Source organism: Riemerella anatipestifer ATCC 11845 = DSM 15868, from assembly GCF_000252855.1.
In the GTDB taxonomy this organism is placed as follows: Bacteria; Bacteroidota; Bacteroidia; order Flavobacteriales; family Weeksellaceae; genus Riemerella; species Riemerella anatipestifera.
On the sequence record NC_017045.1, the window covers coordinates 61,285 to 85,552 of the forward strand.

Sequence of the window (24,268 nt, forward strand, 5' to 3'; positions counted from 1 at the left end):
AAAAATTTATTTCAAAATACCTCTTATTCTGTTGGCATTTTTGATGAGTTCTTCTAGGAAATCATAATTTTCTTTCTCTAATGCGGCTTTAAATTTTCTTAATTGAGAAATATGCTCATTAAGTACATCTAGTACATTCTCTTTATTTTGTTTAAAGATAGGAACCCACATTTCGGGGTGAGATTTTGCTAACCTTACCGTGCTAGAAAATCCCGAACTGGCTAACTGGAAAATAGTATCTTCTTCCTTCTCTTTTTCTAAAACCGTATTGGCTAGAGCATAAGAGGTAATGTGTGAAATGTGCGAAATATAAGCCGTGTGTATATCGTGCTGTTCGGAAGTCATTTCCACGAGGTTCATTTCCAAAAGTTGGTAAACTTCGGATACTTTTTCCACAGCGTCTTTTGCAGAATCTTCAGCATCGCAAAGAACGGCTACTCTGCCAGAAAAAGAGTCTAATTGGGCTGACTTAGGTCCGCTGTTTTCCGTCCCCCACATAGGGTGCGAAGCTACGAAACGAGTTCTATTTCGGTGATTTTTGATAGCATTTACAATTCCCAATTTTGTAGAACCAGTATCCATTACGGTTTGATGTTGGTCTAGTAAATCCAATACACTAGGCAGTATCTTTTGGGTAGCATCTACAGGAATCGCTATGATGATGAGGTCAGCCTTTTTTACTGTATTTTCCAAATCATCAGCTTCATCTATGATGCCCAATGCTAGGGCTTCGTTGAGGTGGTCAGTAGAGTTATCTGTACCACATATTTGTATTGAAGTGTTTTTACTTTTCAGTTTTAGAGCCATTGAGCCGCCAATTAGCCCAACGCCAATTAGTCCTACAACCATTATTTAAGAGATTTAAGGTTAAAGAAACGAGCTTCTTTCTCACATTTTTCAAAACTGATTTCGTACATCGGATTTTTTTTAGGATAGTAGAGTAGATAAGAAGGGCAAGGCTTTTTTTGAGCATTACTCTTTTGGAAGTTTATCTCGCCGTGGGTAATAAGGCTATCTTTTAAAAAACTTTCGGTGATTTGTAGATGTTGCATTTGAACCTTGAACTCTTCGGAATAGCTGAACTCTTTAGACAATGTTTCTGCAATTACACGGCTGTTAGGAAGGTAGCCACTACAACTCACCCCTTTCTGATTAAGTACAAAAAATACAATAATAAATCCTGGTATAAGTCCTATTAAATAAAATTTGAGTTTTCTCATTAGAAGGTTAATAAGTTTATATCGTGGTAGTTTAATCCAAATTTTTCACAAACAATTTTCTTCGTATGTCGGCCTTTATACATATAGATAGCATCTTTGCTACTGCTATCTTTTAGGAGCATCGTTTCCAATCCACCTTCGTGGTCAGACTGTAGCAGATAGCTCAAGAAGAAATTACTAATGGCTTTGGTAGTAGTTCTAGGCGTTTTAGACGTTAGGTTCGGAATTCCAGAATGAACAATCTCGTGTTTTATAACAATAGGGTTGCTTTGGGTAGTTAGTTCTGCGGTTTCAATAGATTTACCGTAATCAATGGTAAGGTCTATAACAACGCTGCCCTTTTTCATCAGTTGTACCATCTCTTCCGTTACAACAGGAGGCAGATTGTGCCTTTGTAAGGCTCCTATTACAACATCGGCTCTTCTAAGGCTTTTCGTTAGCTCTTTAGGGTCTATAATCGAGGTAGAAACTCTATTATCTATAAAGTTGTGCAGTCGTCTTAGCTTTGCCAGAGAGTTATCAAAAACCCTAACATTAGCCCCAAGTCCAATAGCCGTTTTTGCCGCAAACTCACCTACAATACCCGCCCCTAAAACCACCACTTCGGTAGGTCTTACGCCTGTAAGACCGCCTAACATCAAGCCGTTGGACTGTGCCAAAAGTTCCGAAGCATAAAGAATAGCAACATTGCCCGCAATTTCGCCAATCAATCTTACTAATGCCAACTGCTGGTATTCATCTTTAATAAATTCAAAAGCAATGGCGGTGATTTTTCTTTCGGCTAATTTTTTAAAATAATGAGGTGTCTGAAGATTAACTTGCAACGCTGAAATTAGAAAAGAAGATGGTTTTAGATACTCAATCTCTTCTTCTGTAGGAGGATTTATCTTTAGCACAAGCTGTTGCCCAAAAGTTTCTTTAGGGTCATTGGTGATGATGGCTCCCGCCTCGGAGTATTGCAAATCGGTGAAAAACGAGCCTTCACCAGCCCCGCTTTCTATAATAACCTGATGCCCATTTTGCGTGAGAACCTGCACCGCATCGGGAGTTAGGCAGAGCCTTTTTTCGTTTAGGCAAGTTTCTTTAGGAATACCTATGAAAAGCCTTTGCCCTTTTTTTATAATTTCTAATCGTTCTTCTTTTGGTAGAAGTTGTTCTTCTTTAAATGGAGTAAATATCGTACTACTCATAGTTATTAGGAATTATTCAGTATATGAAAAATATAAGCAAATATAAGAATCATTTAAACACAATATGCCTTTCTCCGTCTATATTTTCTATTTTCATTTCGTGATAGTGGAGTTCCTCAAGTTCAGTTTCGTAGATTTCTGGCCATTCTATAATAGACAAAAACCCCGTTTCCAGATATTCTTCAATACCGATGTCAAAGGCTTCATCAGCAGATTTCATTCGGTATAAATCAAAGTGATAAATGTTGCCTTTCGGGCAAGCATACTCATTCACAATAGCATAAGTAGGAGAAGAAACCTCATCGGTACTGCCAAGTGCCTTTAGTAAAAATTGAGTGAAAGAAGTTTTACCAACCCCCAAGTTACCCTTCAATAAAAGGATAGGGTGTTTCAGTTGAGGCAAAATCTGGCGGATAACTTCCTGCCATTCTTCTATGGTAGAGATTGTAAATTCCATTTTTTTAGGGAGCAAAGTTAAGCTATATTTATGAAATTAAATAAAAAACAGGGAGATTATGGGGGGAGGAGCTAGGGGATTTTTCTGATTCGTGACAGGATTAAAACTAAAAATAAAGCAAGACAATAGTAACGAGGTAGCATTTGATAATTATTTTAAGTTTATTTCTTACAGATTTACAGAAAAATTTTTATCTTTAACGCAACTAATAAGCAGATAACCAATACTTCAATATAAAAATAAAGTCTAACCGAGCAGATATAGAAACCGACTAAGCAGATAACTAAACTAACCAAGCAGATACAGAAACCAACTAGGCAGGTAACCAAACCAACCAAGCAGATACAGAAACCAACTAGGCAGATAACTAAACTAACCGAGCAGATATAGAAACTAACCAGGTAGAAATAGAAACCAACGATGGATAATTCAAAAAACAGATAGAAAAATTATAAAATCATTAAAAATAGAAGAATATGAGCAAGTATATCAGCGAACAGAAGAGTTTACAAAACATTGGTATTTTATTTAACAATCTCACAGAAGGCACTCCTCTTGCCACCGAATTGGCGGAATATGGCTACACCAAAGATGAAATAGAAAAAGGAAAAGCCCTCTACACACAAGCCCAAAATCTCTACCAAACTAACATTCGAGAGGGGCAGGAAGAAACCCAAGCCTACGCCAACTTTAAGCAAGAGCTAGACCTACTTAATACAACCTATGCTACCGACCGAAAGAAGGCACGCATCATCTACAAAGAAAACCCAGAGGTGCTGAATAACTTACGCCTTAAAGGGCGTCCGCCTTATGCCCTTGCCTCTTTGCTAGAAAACATTGGGGTATTCTATAACACACTAAAGGCAGAAGAAAGCCTCCGTACTCCGCTCCAAAGGCTCAAAGTTACAGAAACTACCATTGAGGCACAATTAGCACAGCTCACTAAAACCGAAAAAGCCTATGCTGCCTACATTCAAGAAAAAGGCGAAAGCCAACAAGCCACCAAAGATAAAAACGAAGCACTAACAAAGGTGGATAAGTGGGTGAGAGAGTTTTATAGCATTGCCAAGATTGCCTTAGAGGATAAACCACAATTATTAGAAAGTTTGGCAAAATTCGTCAGAAGCTAGTCGTAATAAATGTTAAGGCATAAGAGCTACTAATGAACCACTACTTAAGGTTAGATTGTAATACAATACAAAATTTCATAAGGATAAAAATATCTGTATCTTTGCCAGAATAGATTTAGTAATGGTAATGAATACAAATGTTGTAAAGAACCAATCTAAGGTAGTGGTTTCATTTCTTTATTTGCCGGCAGCCTTGTTGTTGATGATAGTCTTGTGGCTTTGGAGTCAAAATGCACTATCTATCATTGGTTATACGGAGATTCAGAAGGAAGTATTTCTTTATATCAATCATCAGTTGGGGCAATATCCTAGTTTGATGATAAATCTTACACAATTCGGAAATGCATTGGTATTCTTATCGTGTTTGAGTATTTTCATTATTTATGCTCCGAAACTCTGGGAGGCTTTGATTTCGGCATCGCTTGTGTCGCTTTTATTTTCAAAAGGGCTTAAAAATTTATTTTCAGTGCCAAGGCCAGCTGCAATGTTTGATGTTGATACTTTCATCATTGTTGGCGAAAAACTTACGGGACATAGTAGTTTGCCATCGGGACATTCTATTACTGTTTTTACGATACTTACAGTGCTGATGTTCAGTTTTATGCCGAGGAATTTAATTTATAAGATGCTGTGGTCTTTCTTTATTATCATTATGGGTTTAATGCTAGTATCTACAAGGGTAGGCGTGGGAGCTCATTATCCTCTTGACACTATTGTTGGTGGTATTATAGGTTATATTTCAGGAGTTTTGGGAATACTCTTTAGCCAAAAATATAAAATCTGGAGTTGGATAGCTGATAAGAAGTATTCTCCCATTTTTATGGTACTATTTACAGCTTGTATCATCATTATTTCAAAAAATATCTTTACCGAAGGCTTAGTGGTGTTTTATCTCCCACTGGTGTGTTTAGCAATATCATTATTTAAAATAGGATTTCTCTATGTTAAAAAGTAGTTTAAAAGTAACTCACTTCGCACTTTTGATGAGTGTGTTACATTTGTTATTATTTCACATTCCGTTTTACACTTATGTGGTTAATAATATAGATTATACAAGTTTTAATGGAGTGCTGCTTATTGCAAGTTTAGTGGTGGTAATGGTAGTGGCTAATTTTTTTGCATTCTATTTATTTTTGTATTTATCACGCTTTGTGGGTAAGTTTTTATTAGTGTTATTCTTCCTTATCAATGCGGTTTCAGTCTATTTTATCACTACTTATGGTGTGATTATAGACGAAAGTATGATAAGCAATGTATTTAATACCAATTATGAAGAGTCTAGTAGTTTCTTTTCAATTAAGTTGGTGTTGTATTTAGTTCTGTTAGGCATTTTGCCGAGTATTTATATTGTTAGGACTAAAATTATCCCAAGCACCTTCAAGCAGTTTGCTAAGACGATGGCGATGGCGTTGTTGTTTATGGTGGTGATGGCTTTTGTAAACGCGAGTAATTGGCTTTGGGTGGACAAAAACTCTAAACAGTTAGGTGGTTTGGCAATGCCTTGGTCTTATAGTGTGAACACGGCGTTGTACCACATTCATCAGTACAAGAAGAATGAAAAGGAAATTCTGCTACCCGATGCCAAGATAAAAGACAACGAAAAGTCGGTGGTGGTATTGGTGATAGGAGAATCGGCGAGAAGTCAGAATTTTTCGCTTTATGGCTATAATAAAAATACCAATCCATTACTATCAAAAACGAGTAATGTTTTTCATTTTAAGGCTAATTCTTGTGCCACTTATACCACAGCAGGAGTTAAATGTATTTTAGAACATACCAATACTGATGATTTGTATGAAATACTACCCAACTATTTATATCGTAACGATGTAGAAGTGATTTGGCGAACGACCAATTGGGGCGAACCGCCACTACATATTGCGAATTATCAGAATAAAGAAGCTCTGATGAAAGACTGCAACAAGCCCGAATGTGATTATGATGAGGTGCTTGTAAATGGATTAAAGGAGCAAATATTGGCAAGTAAAAAGAATAAAGTATTGGTAGTGTTACATACAAGTACCAGCCACGGACCTACTTATAGTAAAAAATACCCATCAAAGTTTGAAGTGTTTAAACCTGTTTGCAATAGCGTAGAGTTGGGCAAATGTTCTCAAACAGAATTGGTAAACGCTTACGATAACACGATTGTTTATACAGATTATATCTTACATAATGTTATCGAGAATTTAAAAGAGTTAAAGGATTATAAAAGTACAATGTTATTTGTTTCTGACCACGGCGAGTCTTTGGGAGAGAAAAACTTATATATGCACGGAGTGCCTTTAAGTATTGCACCTAAAGAGCAGTATGAAATACCATTTATTGTTTGGTTGTCGGATAATAGCAATAAAAAACTAAAGCCAAACGAGGTGCTTTCTCAAAACCATGTATTTCACAGTGTACTTAACTTTTTAGGGGTAGAAAGCCCTATCTATAAAGAAGAAATGAATATTTTTAAATAGGTAGTTTTTCTTTTTTATTAAATTTTTTAATGTAGTCAAAGGATTTTATGAATATTAAAAATAATATTTTTGTTAAAAACGCACATCTTAACAACCTTAAAAATATAGATGTTCTCATACCTAAAAACAAACTAGTGGTAGTAACTGGCGTGTCTGGTAGTGGGAAATCGTCTTTAGCCTTTGATACTATTTATGCCGAAGGGCAGAGGCGTTATGTGGAGAGTTTAAGCTCTTATGCTAGGCAGTTTTTGGGACGATTGGAAAAGCCAAAGATAGACGATATTAAAGGTTTAGCACCATCTATCGCCATACAACAGAAAGTAATTTCTTCTAATCCAAGGTCCACAGTAGGAACTTCCACCGAAATTTACGATTATCTTAAATTATTGTTTGCTCGTGTGGGGCGTACCTATTCACCTGTGTCTGGTGATGAGGTGAAAAAGGACAGCATTTCTGATGTCATTTCTTATATAGAAGAAAATCCTAATCAAGAGTTTCTACTCACAGCACCGCTTTCTTTTGCTGATGGTGATTTTAAATCATTGTTAAATACATTGAAAGTTTCAGGATTTACTAGATTGGAAATTAACGGAAATATCGCTGAAATAGAAGATTTAGAGAGTTTCGGCTTCGTTCCTGAAAAAGAGATGTCGCTTAATTTGGTTATTGACCGCTTTGTTTACGAGGACGATGAGTATTTTCTGCAACGCTTAGCAGATTCTATCCAAACAGCTTTTTACGAAGGGCACGGCTCTTGTGCTTTAAAAAATATTGAAACACAAAAAATAAAACATTTTTCTAACCTTTTTGAAGCTGATGGTATTTCTTTTTTAGAACCAAATCTTCATTTTTTCAGTTTTAATAATCCTTACGGAGCGTGTCCTACTTGTGAGGGTTATGGTAAAGTGGTTGGGATAGATGAAGACTTAGTAATTCCTAATAAAAGGCTTTCGGTTTACGAAGATGCCGTCGCTTGTTGGAAAGGAGAAACGATGAGCGAGTGGAAAATGCATTTTATCAAAAACGCTCCAGATTTTCCAATCCATAAACCCTATTTTGAACTTACTAAAGAGCAAAAACAACTCTTATGGAGAGGAACAGGAGCTAAAAATTTCCCTTGTATAGACCAGTTTTTCCGTATGCTGGAGGAGAATTTGTATAAGATACAATACCGAGTGATGCTTTCTCGTTACAGGGGTAAAACCAAATGTCCCGACTGCGAAGGTCTAAGATTAAGAAAAGAAACCGAATGGGTAAAAGTGGGAGGGCATAACATACAATCGTTAATGGAATTACCATTAGACGAACTTCTGCCTTTAATTAAGAATCTTAAACTTACCAAACACGAGCAAGAAATTGCTAAAAGGCTACTCTACGAAATTACTACTAGACTAGAGTTTTTGTTAAAAGTAGGCTTGGGATATTTAACGTTGAACCGTACTTCTAATACTTTGTCAGGTGGAGAAAGTCAAAGGATTAACTTAGCGACTAGCTTGGGGAGTTCTTTGGTTGGGTCTATTTATATTTTGGACGAGCCTTCCATTGGGCTACATTCACAGGATACCGAGAATTTAATAGAAGTTCTAAAGAATTTAAGAGATTTAGGTAATACCGTTATTGTTGTGGAACACGATGAGGATATTATGCGTGCCGCAGATTATATTATAGATATAGGTCCAGAAGCCGGTTTCCTTGGGGGAGAGCTGGTCTTCGCAGGCGATTTTAAAGACCTCAAAGAAGCCGATACTTTAACTTCTAAATACCTTACAGGAAGGCTAGAAATAGCAGTGCCAAAAAGGAGAAGGAGAGCTAAATCGTTCATCAATATCAAAGGAGCAAGACAAAATAACCTTAAAAATATAGATGTTGATATTCCTTTGGAGAATTTGGTGGTGGTTACGGGAGTGTCGGGCTCTGGTAAATCTACATTGATGAAAGAGGTTTTGGCTAACGATATTCAAATCCAGTTAGGAATGGGAGGCAAAAAAGCCGACTACGATTATGTGGAATTTCCGCCTCAACTTGTGAAGCATATAGAGCTGATAGATCAAAATCCTATCGGAAAATCGTCTAGGTCTAATCCTGTAACCTATCTTAAGGCTTATGATGATATTAGAGATTTGTTCGCTAAGCAGCGTCATTCTAAAACTATGAATTTGAAGCCTAAGCACTTTTCGTTTAATGTAGATGGTGGGAGATGTGATGAGTGTAAAGGTGAGGGTATTATTACCATATCTATGCAGTTTATGGCAGATGTGGAACTAGAGTGTGAGCACTGTAAAGGTGCAAGATTTAAGTCCGAAATATTGGAAGTTAAATTTGATGAGAAAAACATTGCAGATATTCTACAAATGACGGTAGATGAAGCGATTGATTTCTTTAGTGATAATAAACAAGATAAAATAGTTACGAAACTAAAACCATTGCAAGAGGTAGGTTTAGGCTATCTTAAACTAGGGCAAAGTTCTTCTACGCTTTCGGGTGGGGAAGCTCAAAGGGTAAAGTTGGCTTCATTTTTAGTGAAGGGCGTAACTACGGAGAAAACGCTTTTCATCTTTGATGAACCTTCCACAGGGCTTCATTTTCACGATATACAGAAATTATTAACCTCATTACAGGCACTTATAGAGCTGGGGCATTCTGTAGTAGTTATAGAGCATCAGCCAGATATTATTAAGTCAGCAGATTGGATCATAGATATAGGTCCTAACGCAGGTAAGTATGGTGGAGAAGTGGTTTTTGCTGGAACACCTGAGGATTTAGCAAAAGATAAAAAATCCAAAACTGCTAAATTCGTAGCCGAAAAACTTTAAAATAAAAAAGGTATCTCGTTTTATAGTGAGATACCTTTTTTATTATTTGTATTGATTATTACAACTTAAACTCTAGTTTCACATTAAAGAATCGTCCTGTAAGTCTTACAGGTACTGGGTAAATGTAACCTGTATTGGCATCGTTAATCCATTGGTTAGAAATGGTATTGTTGATGTTGAATGCATTAAACACCTGAACGCCTAAAGTCAATTCTTTAAAATTTCGCCAAAAAGGAGAATGAGCTTTAAAATCTTTTTGGTCTATAAAAACTTTGGATAACCCTATATCTACTCTTTTGTAAGCAGGGAGTGTTTTTTGATATTGATAAGGGTCGGCAAAAACAGACGCTCCGTTAGGTAGTCCACTAGCGTAGATTAAAGTAAGATTGACTCTCATACTAGGGAACTTAGGCATATAGTCTTGATAGAACATAGCAACCCTAAATCTTTGGTCTGTTGGTCTTGGGATATAGCCTTTGTTATCAATGTTTTCAAACACTCTAGCATAGCTTAAAGATAGCCAAGAATCTACTCCAGGAACAAACTCTCCAAATAATCTCGTATCTATACCATAGGCATAACCTTCGGAATTGTTTTGCCCAGAATATCTTATACGAACATTATCCACATAGTAAGGGATAAGGTGGTTCATCTTTTTATAATAGGCTTCCGTAGTGAGCTTAAATAGGCGATCTTTCCATTGAAATTCGTAGTCGTTGCCTAAAATGAGTTGCAAAGACTGCTGGGCTTTTATATTAGAATTAAAATTGCCTTCCAAATCCTTTATTTCTCTATAAAAAGGAGCTTGGTAGTAAATGCCTCCTGCTAGTCTAAATAGCATATCTGTATCCCAATCAGGCTTAATGGCTATTTGTAATCTAGGAGAAATAATGGTTTGATTATTAAAGCTCCAATGTTGCGTCCTGACACCTCCATTGATGAAAACTTTGTGCGTTTGCCAAAAGAATTTTTTAGAAGCTTGTACATAAGCCGAAAGTCGGCTAGGCTGTATTTCGTTTTGACCTCTAATATTGAATTTTAACTTTAAGTCCGATGGGTCTAGCTGTCCAATAACCGCAGAAGCTCTAGGTGTACTATAACCTAAAGAGTCGGCAAGTTGCCATTCATTGGTATAGTCTTGTAGAAATTCTTTTTCGTATTTAATTCCTACCTCATAATCAGTATTTACATCAGGCGAAAATCTCGCTCTAAATTGAGACCCTAAAGTTCTTACTAATAAATCATTTCTAGCGTGGTCTATCTGTCCACCTATATCATAAGAAACGGTTGGCTCTCCAGTAACAGGATTATAAGCCTGTAATTCGTAGGCAGAAGAGATAGTATAATATTCTTTCTCTCTGTTCTGATAAGCAAAATTATCTAATGAGAACTTCCATTTTTTATTAGGTTTAAAATGAACTGAGGCCGTCCCCATCATATTTTTATAAGTATCGTTTTCTCTTCCGTTGTAAAACACGGTAAGCGTCATTGGGGCTTGCAAAGTCCCAAAATTAACTTTTCGTTGTTTAGGAAGCATCGTGTAGTCATTTTTAGCATAATATCCAATGAAAGATAATTGCCATTTAGGATTGATATGGTAATTGATGAAGGTTTGAATATCAAAGTTTTGAGGGTTGAAATCCGTATCTTCATTGAGTGTGTTAAGTACTAGATTGGTATTACGATAACGCCCTGAAACCAAAGCGGTTAATTTTTTATCTTTAGATGCACCGCCTAGCGTTAGTCTACCTCCAATAAGGCTGGCTTCTCCTGATACCTCTGTTTTTTCGGGTTCTCTATAATAAACATTAAGAGCAGACGACATCTTATCACCGTATCTAGCTTCAAAGCCACCTGAAGAAAAATTAACGGTAGAAACCATATCAGGGTTGATGATGCTCATACCTTCCTGTTGGGCATTTCTAATGAGGAAAGGACGATAAAGTTCCACATCATTGATGTAGATTAAATTTTCGTCATAATTTCCACCTCTTACCATATATTGGGAGGAGAGCTCGGTATTGGAGTTTACCGAAGGCAAAGTTTTAATAAGCCCTTCAATACCACCTGAAATAGAAGCAATTTGCTGTGCTTCTTTAGCCGAAATATTAGTATTGGTAAGGTCGGTTACTTTTTTCTTGGCTCTCTTTTGGAAAACCACTTCTTCTATCTCTTTAGTCTTCTGAGCTACTGCTAGATAGGGCAATACAGCTAAGATAAGATATATCTTTTTCAAAAGCGATATTTTTAATGATTTTGATACTAAATAATAGCCTCTCTTATTTTGGTAAGTTTAGCTAAAAGTGAGTCTAGTTGCTCTAGAGGGAGCATATTAGCACCATCAGATTTTGCGTTTTTAGGGTCTGGGTGAGTTTCTATAAATAGTCCGTCTGCACCTACGGCAATCCCTGCTTTAGCAATGGTTTCTATGAGTTGAGGTTTTCCACCAGTTACACCAGACTCTTGGTTAGGCTGTTGTAAAGAGTGGGTTACATCTAATATTACAGGAGCGTAATTTTGCATTGTAGGGATACCTCTAAAGTCCACTACCAAATCGGTATAGCCAAAAGAATTACCTCGCTCTATAATGGCAACTTTATCATTGTCGCAGTCTTTTATTTTTTGCACTGCAAATTTCATTGCCTCGGGAGAGAGGAACTGTCCTTTTTTTAGAGTAATACACTTTCCTGTTTTGGCAGCAGACACGAGTAAATCTGTTTGTCTTACTAGGAAAGCAGGTATTTGTAATACATCTACATATTGTGCGGCAAGAGTAGCGTGTTCGTTTTCGTGAATATCTGTTGTCGTGGGGATTCCGAACGTATCGCCTACTTTTTTAAGTATTTTAAGAGCTTTCTCGTCTCCTATTCCTGTAAAGGAATCTATCCTAGACCTATTGGCTTTTTTAAAACTTCCTTTAAAGATGTAAGGGATTTTATATTTGTCCGAAAGTTTTACAATATGCTCTGCTATTTTCATTGCCATATCTCCGTTTTCTATGGCACAAGGTCCTGCTACTAGGAAGAAATTAGAAGAATTTTTATGACTGATATTATCTAAATGTTGTATCATTTTTTTTTTAATTTAATTAAAGTATAAAGTTAAAGTATTTTTTTGAATGATGAAATACAGGTTTTTCTAACGGTACAAAAATAAAAACCTCAACTGTAATAATCAATTTTGAAGTTTGATAGTCAAGTTGAGGTAAATTTATTTTGCTTTAAATGGTTTCTTTTTCAAAAAAAGAGAAACTTACATTTCCATATTTTCTGGTTTCTTTCAGGTGCTGATGTTCCAATATCATTCGGCTTTGATGTTCTAGCACGAAAAGTCCGTTTTCAGCAAGAATAGGACTATCTAAAACCAGATTGATTAAATCGTAATATTTTTTTTCAGGCAAATCAAACGGCGGGTCAGCAAATATCAAATTGAATGATTTAGTATGATTTCTACTCTTTTTTAACCATTCAAAAACATCGCTTCTTTGGACATTTATTTGTAAGCCAAAACCTAATTCTTGGGCTGTAGATTGTATAAATGCAGCGTGTTTAGAATTAAACTCTACCGAAGTAATGTCTTGGCAATCTCTAGAAGCTAACTCCAACGATATAGAGCCAATCCCTGCGAAAAGGTCTAATGCAGAGATGTAAGGCAGTTCTAACCTATGTTCTAATATACTGAATAAAGCCTCTTTAGCAAAATCTGTTGTAGGGCGAACTTCAAAATTTTTTGGGGCTAATATTCGCTTAGCTTTCCACTTTCCAGAGATAATTCTATACATAATTTTAGTCGTTATTAAAGAGTATTTAGTTCATAATGAAGTTCTTTTGAGGTAAGTTATCAAAAACCACTTTTAAATTTTTGACAAACTTCCTAAGCTCCGATATAAAGGTTTCGTTTTCTGTAGTTTCTCCATACACATAAAACTGAGTGTCTGTAATATTAAATCCTATCTTACTAAGGGTAAACATAACAAAATAAAGAAAATCTACCTCCGAATTTACATCTAGATTGTTATAAAGGATTACCTTTTTTTTATCTAAAGCAAAAAACTCACACTGATGATGATATAGATTGATATGTATTTCCTTTTTATTCCCAGCTTCAAGTGTATTTAGGAACTTTTCTCCAGAGAAATTAAAATGCGTAGAAATACCTTTGCTTTTGATTTTTTTATAAAATAGGTCAGGCATCGTATAATAAAACTGAACGCCATATTTCTTATTTACAGAAAGCATTACTTCCTCTTTGTCTTTATCTACTAGAGCGTTGTAAGAGATAAGTTCGTGAGCGACATCGTGCTGAGAAAAAGTAGAAGGCATCAATGTAAAATGATTGAGGGCAGAAATTACATCTATACTTACTATAGAAGGATAGTTTAGAATTTCCTCTAACTTATTGATTAAATAATCACTAGGGGAATCTTCTGTGATAAAAAAAACTTTTTCTTCTTGTACTTCCTTACCACTAATAATTTGGTACTGGAGTCCTCCTTTAGTAAAAAGTAAAACTAATTTTTGCATAACCCATAATGAACTCGTGCAAAGTTACTAATATTTTTTTACTTAGAATAAAGCGGTAGAGCTTAATAAAAGGGTATTCTTTTTAATTATTTTCATACTCATAAAAAATAATTATCTTTAAGCACAATAAAAAAATGTCTAAAATGGATTTAAAAAACAAAGTAGCATATATCACAGGAGGTACTAAAGGTATCGGTTTTGGAATTGCAAAAGAACTCTTGAAAAATGGATTGAAAGTCGCTATTAGTGGGAGAAGTAAGGAAGCTGTGGAAAAAGCAGTTTCTGAATTATCGGAATATAAAGACAACATCATAGGCGTAGTATCTGATGTGAAAGATTTTCAGGCAGAACAAGAGGCGGTTAAGTATATAGAAACTAAACTAGGCAATATAGATGTAGTGATAGCTAATGCAGGTTTAGGTTGCTTTAAACCAGTAGACGAAATTTCTTTAGAAGAATGGAATGCTATGATAGATACTAACCTTACAGGAGCTTTCCATACGATGAAAGCAACCGTGGAGTCTCTCAAGAAAACGCAGGGGTATTATATTAGTATTGCTAGTTTGGCGGGGGCATACTTTTTTGAAAAAGCGTCAGGATATAATGCATCTAAATTTGGTCCTGTAGGCTTTACCCAAGCAGCAATGTTAGATTTAAGAAAGTATAATATTAAAGTTTCTACCATTATGCCAGGTTCTGTAGCCTCTCATTTCAATGGTAACGAACCCTCAGATAAAGATTCTTGGAAAATTCAACCAGAAGACCTAGGGGAAATAGTGGTAGATTTACTTAGAATGAATCCTCGTACTTTACCTAGCAAAATAGAGGTAAGACCGTCTAATCCAAATAAATAATTATGCAATAAATAAATTTTAATATATAGTGTTATGCATGCATAATATATTTTTGTTATATTAGCAACGATTTATAAACATAAAAATAAAGAAAATATGAAAATATTAGTTTGTATTAGTAGTGTTCCAGATACTACATCTAAAATCAACTTTACAGCAGATAAATCAGCTTTTGATAAAAACGGAATTCAGTGGGTTATCAATCCATTAGATGAGTTTGCACTTACTAAAGCGATTAAATTACAGCAATCAAACGGAGCAAAAGTAACCGTAGTTAATGTAGGAGATGCAGGTACAGAAGCAGTAATTAGAAAAGCGTTGGCAATAGGTGCAGATGATGCTATCCGTATCAATGCAGAGCCGCAGGATAGTTTTTCGGTAGCTAAAGAAATCGCAAATGTAGCTAAAGAGGGAGGCTATGATTTGGTACTTTGCGGTAAAGAGTCTATTGATTATAACGGTGGAGCAGTACCAGCAATGTTGGCTCAGTTTTTAGACCAGCCTTTCGTTAATGCTTGTGTTGGGTTAGAGGTAAACGGTTCTGAAGTTATCGCAGTAAGAGAAATTGATGGTGGTAAAGAAACAGTTTCTGTATCACTTCCATTGGTAGTTGCTGGTCAGAAAGGTTTAGTGGACGAAAAAGAACTTATTATTCCAAATATGAGAGGTATTATGTCTGCAAGAACTAAGCCTCTTAATGTGCAAGAGCCGTCTCAAAACGAAGTAAAGGTAAGTGCAGTGTCTTTTGATAGTGTTCCGCCAAGAGCTTCTGTTAAACTATTTTCACCAGACGATTTAGACGCTCTTGTAAAAGCTCTTCACGAAGAAGCTAAGGTAATCTAAGGGAGTTTTATTATAATATAATTTAACATATAAAAACAAAAATAATGGCAATATTCGTATATACAGAAAATATAAACGGTGTTTATAAAAAAGCAGCTTTTGAAGCGGTATCTTACGCTAAAGCTGTAGCAGATAAAGCAGGAACTAGCGTAACGGCAGTAAGCATCAATGCTACAGATAGTTCAGAATTATTATATAAATATGGGGCAGAGAAAGTTATCCATATTAAAGATGAAGGGTTAAAATCTTTCAGTGCTAAGGCTTATGCTAAAGCTATAGCGGAAGTGGTAGATGGAGTAGTGGTTTTTCCACATACTACTGATGCGGCTTCTGTGGCACCAATGTTGGCAGTTCTCAAAAATAGTTCTCTTATTACTAATGTGGTAGAAGCACCTACTTCGGTAACACCTTTAGAGGTTAAAAGAAAAGCTTTTTCAGGAAAGGCTTTTATGGTAGCTAAAGCTGATGGTAATGTAGTATTAACAGTTTCTCAAAACGCATTTGGAGTAAAAAAAAATCCAGTTTCAGGTTCGGAGGAAGAGAAAACTTTAGGTGTGGCTAATACAGATATAAAAGTGGTAAACCATGAACAATCTTCTGGAAAATTAGACCTTAAAGAGGCAGAAGTAGTAGTTTCAGCAGGTAGAGGAATGAAAGGTCCTGAAAATTGGGGAATGGTAGAAGAGTTGGCTCAAGTTTTAGGAGCGGCTACTGCTTGTTCTAAACCAGTTTCTGATATTGGTTGGAGACCTCACTCTGAGCACGTGGGACAAACAGGTAAAGCGATAGCACCTAATTTGTATGTTGCAATAGGTATTTCTGGAGCTATTCAGCATTTGGCTGGGGTTAATTCGTCTAAAACCATTGTGGTTATCAATAATGACCCTGAAGCACCATTCTTTAAATCTGCGGATTACGGTGTGGTAGGCGATGCTTTCCAAGTGATACCTGCTCTTACCGAAAAAATAAAAGCGATAAAAGGAGCCTAAATTTTATCATAAAATTAAAGAAAAGCCACCATACTTATTCAAGGGTATGGTGCTTTTATATATCTTTGCTCTATGGATTATAAAAAGCTAGTTATTAGAGGTATTTCTTACAGCCAAACACAATCGGGGGCTTATGCTTTGCTTTTAGAAGAGGTGGAAAGTTCTATAAAATTACCAGTAGTTATAGGTAGTTTTGAGGCTCAATCTATATCTTTAGCTTTAGAGAAAGATTTGAAGCCTGTTCGTCCTCTTACACACGACTTGTTTGCTAGTTTTATTAGAGATACCAATTATAGTTTAGAATATATTGTCATTTATCAAATTATAGATGGTGTTTTCTTTTCTCATATCCATTTCAAAAATAATTCTACAAGAGAAACCTTGTTTTTAGATGCAAGAACTTCTGATGCTGTAGCAATGGCGGTGAGATTTGGGGTGTCTATTTACACTACCAAAGAAGTTTTGGAAGAGGCGGGTATTCTTTTAGAGATACAACAACTAAACGAGGAGGACGATATAGTTACAGAATTTCATAATGAAAAACAAGATAATAGAGTGTCTTTAGAAGAGCTAAGAATGCAGCTAGACGAAGCGGTAAAAAATGAAGATTTTGACTTGGCTTTTCAGTTGCAAGAAGAAATTAAGAAACGACAAAGACCAATAGACTAAAACATACTAAAATGAATATAAAACTAAAACTTACTGTACTTAATTTTTTACAGTATTTCGTGTGGGGAGCTTGGCTTATTACGATGGCTACTTTTTGGTTTGATACTAAGCAATGGGGAGGTGCAGAGTTTGGGGTTATATTCTCCACAATGGGGATTGCCTCTATCTTTATGCCTACTTTGGCAGGGATAGTAGCAGACAGGTGGATAAATGCTGAAAAACTTTACGGGATATTACACATTGCGTATGCAGGGACGCTTTTTTATTTGCCTCATGCTTCGAACCCTACGGCTTTCTTTTGGGTGATGTTGGTAGCGATGGTGTTTTATATGCCTACAATTGCGTTGTCTAATTCAATCAATTATCATATTCTTAAAGAACATCATTATGATGTGGTTAAGGTATTCCCTAGTCTTAGAGTTTGGGGAACGGTTGGGTTTATTGCAGCGATGTGGGCTACCAATCTTACAGGAAATAAAGCGTCTGAAAATCAGTTTTATATTGCGGCGATAGTAGCGGTGTTGTTGGGTATTTATGCCTTTACACTTCCGAAGTGTCCACCACAGAACTTGATTCCTAAAGAGGCTTCTTGGCAAGAAAAAATGGGCTTCAATGCGTTTAAACTATTTAAGAGTTATAAGATGGCATTGTTCTTCTTGTTCTCTATGTTTTTAGGTGCTGCGTTACAACTTACAAATGCTTATGGAGATACTTTTTTATCAGACTTTGGTAAAAATCCATTATACAAAAATAGTTTAGTGGTGGAGCGTTCTACGATTATTATGTCTATTTCTCAAATATCCGAAACGCTGTTCATTCTGGCGATACCATTTTTCTTAAAGAAATTTGGCATCAAAAAAGTGATGTTGATGAGTATGGGAGCTTGGGTGCTTCGCTTTGGATTCTTTGCTTATGGTTCTCCAGAAGGCTTTGGATTGGTGCTTATTATTCTATCGTGTATTGTGTACGGTATGGCGTTTGACTTCTTTAATGTATCGGGTTCGTTATTTGTGGAGGCGACAACAGACGAGAAAATTCGTTCCTCAGCACAAGGGTTATTTATGATGATGACGAATGGTTTTGGGGCTATTATGGGTAGTGTAGTGAGTGGTAGAATGATAGATGCATTCTTTTTAGATGCTTCGGGTAATAAAATGTGGCAGGAGATATGGCTAGTGTTTGCGATATATGCCTTAATAATTACGGTTCTTTTTGCGGTAATGTTTAAGCATAAACATAAGCCAGAAGAAGTGGCAACAGTAAAACATTAGAATTTTATATTTATCAATACAGAAGGCAGACCAGTTGAGAAATTGGTCTGTTTTTTTATTGATTTGGATATGAGATATATGAGGGTAATTTGTTATATTCGTGCCGATAAAAGTAGTAATGTCTCAAAAAGAAAAAGACTTTTCGGAACTTATTAAAATCAATCAAGGGCTTATCATTAAAGTTTCTAGAATGTACACCAATACGCTAGAAGACGAGCAAGATTTGTTTCAAGAAATTGTGCTACAATTATGGCGTTCTTTTGATTCTTTTAATGGTCAGTCCAAAATATCTACTTGGATGTATCGGGTGTCTTTGAATACCGCCATTACACTTTTTAGAAAATCCTCAAAATCACCTAAAACAAACGAACTTAATGAAGGTTTTTATAATACTCCCGAGGATAATCAGCATGAGCAAAGGCAACAAGTAGAACTTCTTTACAAAGTGATAAAAAAGCTACCCGAGGTAGAGCGAGCTATTGTAATGATGTACTTGGATGAATTGTCCTACAAAGAAATCGCAGAAACTTTGGGGATAACAGAGGTTAATGCAAGGGTGAAGATGAACCGTCTTAAAAAAACTTTAAAAACACTAATGGAACAATATGCCTAATTTTGATATAGATAAAATGAAAGAGGTTTGGAGAGAGCAACCTAAACCTACTTACGATAATCGGCAGATAGAACAAATGCTGAATAGGAAATCTCGCAATTATGTAAAAACTATTTTTTGGATAAGTGTTGCTGAATTTCTTGTAATATTGGCTTTCAATATCTATGGGTTTTGTTCCGTTAGGAGGGAGCCAGCCTTACTGAATATTTTTGATAAAATGAATATTAAAATAGGCACACATTTAATTGAAAACTATCATAATATAGAGTTATTTATTAAAGGAGTAAGCCTTATTCTTACGCTTTTGTTTGTGTTGCTTTTTTATTACAGTTATCAAAAGATAAGTATAGAATCTAACCTTAAGAAATTTATCACTCAGATTATTAAATTTAGAAAAATAGTAAATGCTTTTATCCTAGCTAATTTAGCGATGTTTCTTGTGATTATGTTGGGGTATTTGGTAGAAATTATTTACTTGGCTTATGTACAAAATATATCATTTTCAGAGCCAAAGTTCTTGGTATTTTTGGTGAGTTATATTATATCTATCTTTTTGGGAGTTGGGTTTATATGGCTTTATTATAGACTAATTTACGGTTTTATTATTAAAAGACTAAATGAAAAACTAAGACAACTTCAAAACCTATCATAAAGAGAATGCTTTTATAATAAAACGATTGTAGTGGTTTTCCAAATTTGCTTTTTAAGTTTTAAAATATTACCTTTACGCCAAACGCTATATAAAATTGGAAAGTAAAGTAGAAAAAACCTTAGTATTATTTGCACATCCATTTTTGGAATATTCGGTATTTAATGCTCATCTTATTTCGTTTTACCAAGATAGAGAAAATGTTACTTTTAGAGATTTGTACGAAGAGTATCCTAATTTTCATATCGCTGCATTTATGGAACGAAAAAGGATTAAAAACTACGACAAACTCATCTTTCAGTTTCCGTTGATATGGTTGGGTATTCCTCCATTGCTTAATTTATGGTTAAGCGAGGTATTGGATATGAAGTGGTTGAGCAAACAAAATGAAAATCCACTCGCAGGGAAAAAAGCCATGATAATTGTAAGTGCAGGTGGCTCCGAAAATTCCTATACCCAAGGAGGAATGTATGAAAGGTCTATAGAAGATTTTATATTACCTCTTACCAAGAGTTTAGAAACTCTAGGTGTATCGGTAGAGAAAACAATTTGTGTATACGCCGCAAAGCAAAAAAAAATAGAAGAAGTTAATGAAATTCAACAGGAAATTTCTAAATTTTTGAGTTAATGTCAGAGAGTTTATTTAAGATTACATTAGTTTATCTAGGGGCAGCCATTTTTTTAGTACCCATTGTAAGGAAGTTTGGTTTTAGTTCGGTTATAGGCTATATATTAGGAGGTATTTTGGTAGGACCTTTTGCATTAAAACTTACAGGTAATGCAGAAGATGTGATGCACAGTACCGAGTTTGGAGTGGTGATGTTACTCTTCATTATTGGTTTGGAGTTAGAGCCTCGTAAATTTTGGGCTATGAGAAAAAGTATTTTAGGGCTTGGCTTTTCTCAGATGGCATTTACCTTCGGATTGATATTCCCGATATTGCATTTGGCAGGGTGGGAGGTTACCACTAATATTGTAGTTTCTATAGCATTCGCAATGTCTTCTACGGCGATTGTTCTACAAACACTAAAGGAAAAAAACCTATTTAATACCGTATCTGGAGAGGCTTCGTTTTCCACTTTGTTGTTTCAAGATATAGCAGTAATACCCATTTTAGCATTATTGCCAGTGCTTGCGGGGCAGTCTGAAGAAGGCGAAAAATCAGTGCTGATTACTTATTTACCAGAGTGGCTGCAACCCTTTTCGGTGATATTAGGTGTGGGAGTGCTTATTCTTTTAGGTAGATATCTCTTTGTACCGTTTTTAAGGTATGTATCTCGTTCAGGAATGAATGAGTTGCTTACCGCATCGTCATTATTCTTGGTGGTAGGAGTTTCCGAGTTGATGCTACTCGCAGGATTAAGCCCCGCTTTGGGAGCCTTTTTAGCAGGTGTGATGCTCGCCAATACCGAATTTAGACACGAGTTAGAAAGCCAAATAGACCCATTTAAAGGTTTACTTTTGGCGGTTTTCTTTGTGAGTGTAGGTTCTACAATTAACTTTAATGTGATACAGCAAGACCCATTATTTATATTCTCAATGGTTGTTTTGGCAACATTGGTTAAGTTCGGGGTGTTATTCTTGGTAGGGAAGATGTTTAAAATGAGTAACGACCAAAACTTCCTCTATTCCTTTGGAATGTCCCAAGTGGGAGAGTTTGCTTTTGCGATTATCACTTTTGCGGTTAAACTCAACTTGTTAGATTTAGAAATAAGCTCTCAAATGATTTCCGTTGTGGCTATTTCAATGATGATTACGCCGTTTTTACTATTATTAAATGAAAGGGTTATTGCTCCTAATTTTAATGTTAAATTTGAAGAACCTGCATCAGATTTAGTCTCAGAACCTATCAAACAGAAAAAAATAATTATTGTAGGTTTTGGGCATTTCGGGAGTACCGTAGGTCGTTTACTAAAGGTGAGTGGTATAAAAGCCACGGTCTTGGATAACGATTCTAACCGTGTGAACCTTCTTAGACAGAAAGGTTTTAAAGTATATTATGGTGATGCTAAAAGGGTTGAAATTATGAGGGCAGCAGGTGCTGAAAATGCCGAAATATTGGTGTTGTGTTTAGACGACCCTGAAAGTAACAAGTATATGATTCAGATGGCGAAATCTCATTTCCCTCATTTGCAAATATTTGTTAGAGCTAGAAACCGTTTAGATGCTTACGATTTTATTAACGATGGTATCCACAATATTTATAGAGAAACCTTGGAAACGGCGGTTAATATGGGTGTGGATATTTTAAACGCGTCGGGCTTTAGAAAATACGCTGCAAGAAGATTAGCTAATAGATTTATCGCTATAGATAACGATTCTACCATTCGTTTAGCGAAACAAGATATAGACAGTGATACCACATTTACCATCAAAGAATCCTTGGAGAGGGAAGCTCGTTTATTAGCTGATGATAATATCTCGTTTGAAGATGAACATTGGCTAGACGAAGATGAAGAGGTGGAAGAAGAAAAAAGCTAAATGGTGAATATTTTGCAGTGATTTAGAGCATAGACATCAAAAATAGAACTATCTTTGCCAAAGTTTTGGTTTAGCCTATTGGGTTAATTAAAAGGGAATCAAGTGAAAGTCTTGAACTGTCCCCGCAACTGTAAATTGCTTTAATAAAGTTTCTACATTTTATTGCCACTGTATTATTGTTATGCGGGAAGGCGTAGAAATGCAAAAGTCAGGAGACCTGCCAAACGAATGATATTTTTAATAAAAACTTTCGGAGGAAGAGTATTTTATATGATAAGATTAGTTTTGCTGACGAGTCTATCGTCGGTCTTTTTTGTGCAAGCTCAACAGAAGGAAACGGTTATAGATACCGTAGCCATCAATCTGGTGTCGCCTACTTCACTTTCTGTAGGACACGAGGTGGTTAAAATTGACTTAAAGAACAATCCAGAAACTTTTATAGAAGGGCTACTCCAAAAGCAGACGGGAGCGGTTATTAGGAACTACGGTTATGGCAATTTAGCATCGGTTTCTATAAAGGGGCTTTCGCCGTCTCAACATTTATTTACTTGGGAAGGTATTCCTATCAATTCCTCTTTAAATGGGCAGGTAGATGCCAATATTATCAGCTCTAATTTAAATAGTAATTTAACTTATCGTAGTGGCTCGGGGAGTAGTGGTTTCGGGAGTGGAGCGTTGGGTGGAGTGTTCGCTTTAGAATTTAATCCTAATTTTAATGAGCAAACGCAATACAGGTTAGAAAATACTTTAGGAAGTTTTGGACTTAGCAGAAATAGCTTTTCGGTACAGAACAATACTTCTAGATGGAGCTGGAATGCTGGAGTGAATTATCTTCGTTCGGATAACGAATTTCCGTTCCGAGATAAATTTGGTAAGAAAGGTAAAACAAGAAATTCAGGGTTTGATATTGCGGATATTTACCTTAATAGCGTCTATAAACTTAGTGGGAAGCATAAAATATCCTTTAATATTTGGAACCAGTGGGCGTCTAGAAATGTAGGAGCTACCGAAGCACAGCCCATAGCACAACAGATTCAAGATGACGAAAGCACTCGTATGCAAGTGTCTTGGTTTTATCATAATAGAGGTTTTGAACAGCAGTTGCAATCTGCCTATACCAAAGAATTTTTTAGGTTTAGAATGAATGCTAAAGATGGTGGGACGGTTAGTTTTGCCGAAAACTATTTTGCCAACTATATTGCAAAGTTAGCGTTTAGTAAATCATTGGTAAAGCTGGGGCTTCAGTCCAAATATACCACAGGAGGTGGCGATAATCTAAGGATTAGTCCGCTTAAAGAGTGGCATTCGTTTGTGAATTACCGTTATAATTTTAACGATTGGAGTGTGGTTTCTGCTAATTTGCGAAAGTCGTTTTCATCTTTGTTTAGCATTCCCATTACTTATGATGTGGGCTTGGAATTAGAGCCTCTAAAACATTTAAGTATCAAGGCTTCTTATGCCACTTCTTACAGGCTCCCTACCTTTAACGATTTGTATTGGAAACAAGGTGGAAATCCTCTACTAAAGCCCGAAGCAGGGAAGATGGGAGAGTTAAGTGTAGGCTACAAGTATAAAAATACGCAATCTATAGGAGTGTCTGTGCATTATGGTGAAGTGAAAGATTGGATATTGTGGTATCCTAATGATGTTGGTTTTTGGACACCTACTAACTTAGATTTTGTTATTACTAAAGGTGGACAAGCAAGGTCTTCTCATCGTTTTGTTTGGAATGGCGTAGGGCTTAATTTTAATAATTTATTGACTTACACTGAAACCTATAATCAGCGAACTCAAAAATCACTTATCTATATTCCTAGGTGGAACTATTCTAATACTTTTAGTTTAGATTGGAAAAAATACCACTTAGAGCTAGAACATTTATTCACTTCGGAGAGAGCCACAGACCAGATAAATAGAGATTTTTTAGCACCTTATCACTTGTGGAATGTAGGTTTAGGGTTTGATTTCAAATTAAAGAACATTAGTAATTCTCTTAACATTAGAGTTCAGAATATTCTAGACCAGTCTTATAACACAATGCAGGGCTATCCTATGCCAGGCAGGTATTTTTTAACTACTTTAAAAACTAATTTTTAATATC

The 24,268-nt window shown here is 35.8% G+C and carries 22 protein-coding genes and 1 riboswitch; of the genes, 14 read left to right on the top strand and 8 right to left on the bottom strand.

Annotated elements, in window-relative coordinates; translation table 11 throughout:
• Nucleotides 1-6 precede the first annotated feature (6 nt).
• From RA0C_RS00390 to tsaE, 4 genes are read right to left on the bottom strand one after another with little or no spacing between them, the layout of a single operon-like run.
• Nucleotides 7-849, bottom strand: coding sequence for a prephenate dehydrogenase (locus tag RA0C_RS00390; RefSeq protein ID WP_004917743.1), 843 nt, complete (start codon nucleotides 847-849; stop codon nucleotides 7-9).
• Nucleotides 849-1,220: a hypothetical protein gene (locus tag RA0C_RS00395; RefSeq protein WP_004917745.1), complete on the bottom strand. Its 372-nt coding sequence runs from the start codon at nucleotides 1,218-1,220 to the stop codon at nucleotides 849-851. Before RA0C_RS00395 ends, RA0C_RS00390 begins: the two co-directional genes overlap by 1 nt.
• Nucleotides 1,220-2,410 (bottom strand): alanine dehydrogenase, encoded by a 1,191-nt coding sequence (locus RA0C_RS00400; RefSeq protein WP_004917747.1) that lies wholly within the window; start codon nucleotides 2,408-2,410, stop codon nucleotides 1,220-1,222. The genes RA0C_RS00395 and RA0C_RS00400 overlap by 1 nt, the downstream gene beginning before the upstream one ends.
• A gap of 49 nt (nucleotides 2,411-2,459) precedes the next feature.
• Nucleotides 2,460-2,867 (bottom strand): tRNA (adenosine(37)-N6)-threonylcarbamoyltransferase complex ATPase subunit type 1 TsaE, encoded by a 408-nt coding sequence (gene tsaE, locus RA0C_RS00405; protein WP_004917749.1) that lies wholly within the window; start codon nucleotides 2,865-2,867, stop codon nucleotides 2,460-2,462.
• Nucleotides 2,868-3,343: 476 nt separating this feature from the next.
• Between tsaE and RA0C_RS00410 the strand changes: the two genes are divergently transcribed.
• From RA0C_RS00410 to uvrA, 4 genes are all read left to right on the top strand, one after another.
• Nucleotides 3,344-3,997, top strand: coding sequence for a hypothetical protein (locus tag RA0C_RS00410; RefSeq protein WP_004917751.1), 654 nt, complete (start codon nucleotides 3,344-3,346; stop codon nucleotides 3,995-3,997).
• Nucleotides 3,998-4,118: 121 nt separating this feature from the next.
• Complete coding sequence (locus tag RA0C_RS00415; RefSeq protein ID WP_004917755.1) at nucleotides 4,119-4,952, top strand: phosphatase PAP2 family protein; 834 nt, start codon at nucleotides 4,119-4,121, stop codon at nucleotides 4,950-4,952.
• A complete protein-coding gene (gene eptA, locus RA0C_RS00420; RefSeq protein ID WP_004917757.1) occupies nucleotides 4,939-6,462 on the top strand; it encodes a phosphoethanolamine--lipid A transferase EptA in 1,524 nt (507 codons plus the stop codon). Before RA0C_RS00415 ends, eptA begins: the two co-directional genes overlap by 14 nt.
• A 47-nt stretch (nucleotides 6,463-6,509) precedes the next feature.
• On the top strand, nucleotides 6,510-9,275 hold the full coding sequence (gene uvrA, locus RA0C_RS00425) for an excinuclease ABC subunit UvrA (protein WP_004917760.1): 2,766 nt from the start codon (nucleotides 6,510-6,512) through the stop codon (nucleotides 9,273-9,275).
• Between the two features lie 58 nt (nucleotides 9,276-9,333).
• Here uvrA and RA0C_RS00430 read toward each other — a convergent pair whose 3' ends face one another.
• The 4 genes from RA0C_RS00430 to RA0C_RS00445 form a co-directional block, all read right to left on the bottom strand.
• Nucleotides 9,334-11,511, bottom strand: coding sequence for a TonB-dependent receptor plug domain-containing protein (locus RA0C_RS00430; RefSeq protein WP_004917761.1), 2,178 nt, complete (start codon nucleotides 11,509-11,511; stop codon nucleotides 9,334-9,336).
• A 26-nt stretch (nucleotides 11,512-11,537) separates the two neighbouring features.
• The gene (kdsA, locus tag RA0C_RS00435; protein ID WP_004917762.1) at nucleotides 11,538-12,347 is read right to left on the bottom strand and encodes a 3-deoxy-8-phosphooctulonate synthase; all 810 of its coding nucleotides are present in this window, start codon (nucleotides 12,345-12,347) and stop codon (nucleotides 11,538-11,540) included.
• Nucleotides 12,348-12,495: 148 nt separating this feature from the next.
• Nucleotides 12,496-13,056, bottom strand: coding sequence for an RsmD family RNA methyltransferase (locus RA0C_RS00440; protein WP_004917764.1), 561 nt, complete (start codon nucleotides 13,054-13,056; stop codon nucleotides 12,496-12,498).
• A gap of 25 nt (nucleotides 13,057-13,081) precedes the next feature.
• Nucleotides 13,082-13,798 carry a DUF3822 family protein gene (locus RA0C_RS00445; RefSeq protein WP_004917766.1) on the bottom strand — a complete coding sequence of 239 codons (717 nt, stop codon included), beginning with the start codon at nucleotides 13,796-13,798 and terminating at the stop codon, nucleotides 13,082-13,084.
• A 134-nt stretch (nucleotides 13,799-13,932) separates the two neighbouring features.
• Between RA0C_RS00445 and RA0C_RS00450 the strand changes: the two genes are divergently transcribed.
• The 10 genes from RA0C_RS00450 to RA0C_RS00495 all read left to right on the top strand — a co-directional run bounded on the left by RA0C_RS00450 (nucleotide 13,933) and on the right by RA0C_RS00495 (nucleotide 24,264).
• Nucleotides 13,933-14,652, top strand: a complete 720-nt coding sequence (locus RA0C_RS00450; RefSeq protein ID WP_041404280.1) for an SDR family oxidoreductase — start codon at nucleotides 13,933-13,935, stop codon at nucleotides 14,650-14,652.
• A 96-nt stretch (nucleotides 14,653-14,748) separates the two neighbouring features.
• A complete protein-coding gene (locus RA0C_RS00455; protein WP_004917769.1) occupies nucleotides 14,749-15,495 on the top strand; it encodes an electron transfer flavoprotein subunit beta/FixA family protein in 747 nt (248 codons plus the stop codon).
• A gap of 44 nt (nucleotides 15,496-15,539) precedes the next feature.
• The gene (locus tag RA0C_RS00460) at nucleotides 15,540-16,484 is read left to right on the top strand and encodes an electron transfer flavoprotein subunit alpha/FixB family protein (RefSeq protein ID WP_013447223.1); all 945 of its coding nucleotides are present in this window, start codon (nucleotides 15,540-15,542) and stop codon (nucleotides 16,482-16,484) included.
• Between the two features lie 72 nt (nucleotides 16,485-16,556).
• Nucleotides 16,557-17,153, top strand: coding sequence for a bifunctional nuclease family protein (locus RA0C_RS00465; RefSeq protein WP_013447224.1), 597 nt, complete (start codon nucleotides 16,557-16,559; stop codon nucleotides 17,151-17,153).
• A gap of 11 nt (nucleotides 17,154-17,164) precedes the next feature.
• The gene (locus tag RA0C_RS00470) at nucleotides 17,165-18,424 is read left to right on the top strand and encodes a nucleoside permease (RefSeq protein WP_013447225.1); all 1,260 of its coding nucleotides are present in this window, start codon (nucleotides 17,165-17,167) and stop codon (nucleotides 18,422-18,424) included.
• A gap of 118 nt (nucleotides 18,425-18,542) precedes the next feature.
• Complete coding sequence (locus RA0C_RS00475; protein ID WP_004917778.1) at nucleotides 18,543-19,037, top strand: RNA polymerase sigma factor; 495 nt, start codon at nucleotides 18,543-18,545, stop codon at nucleotides 19,035-19,037.
• Complete coding sequence (locus RA0C_RS00480; protein WP_004917779.1) at nucleotides 19,030-19,689, top strand: hypothetical protein; 660 nt, start codon at nucleotides 19,030-19,032, stop codon at nucleotides 19,687-19,689. The genes RA0C_RS00475 and RA0C_RS00480 overlap by 8 nt, the downstream gene beginning before the upstream one ends.
• A 94-nt stretch (nucleotides 19,690-19,783) precedes the next feature.
• On the top strand, nucleotides 19,784-20,314 hold the full coding sequence (locus RA0C_RS00485) for an NAD(P)H-dependent oxidoreductase (RefSeq protein ID WP_004917781.1): 531 nt from the start codon (nucleotides 19,784-19,786) through the stop codon (nucleotides 20,312-20,314).
• On the top strand, nucleotides 20,314-22,167 hold the full coding sequence (locus RA0C_RS00490; RefSeq protein ID WP_013447226.1) for a monovalent cation:proton antiporter-2 (CPA2) family protein: 1,854 nt from the start codon (nucleotides 20,314-20,316) through the stop codon (nucleotides 22,165-22,167). Before RA0C_RS00485 ends, RA0C_RS00490 begins: the two co-directional genes overlap by 1 nt.
• Nucleotides 22,168-22,216: 49 nt before the next feature.
• Nucleotides 22,217-22,406, top strand: a riboswitch (cobalamin riboswitch).
• Nucleotides 22,396-24,264 carry a TonB-dependent receptor plug domain-containing protein gene (locus RA0C_RS00495; RefSeq protein WP_004917785.1) on the top strand — a complete coding sequence of 623 codons (1,869 nt, stop codon included), beginning with the start codon at nucleotides 22,396-22,398 and terminating at the stop codon, nucleotides 24,262-24,264. (Overlaps the previous riboswitch by 11 nt.)
• Nucleotides 24,265-24,268: the final 4 nt, after the last annotated feature.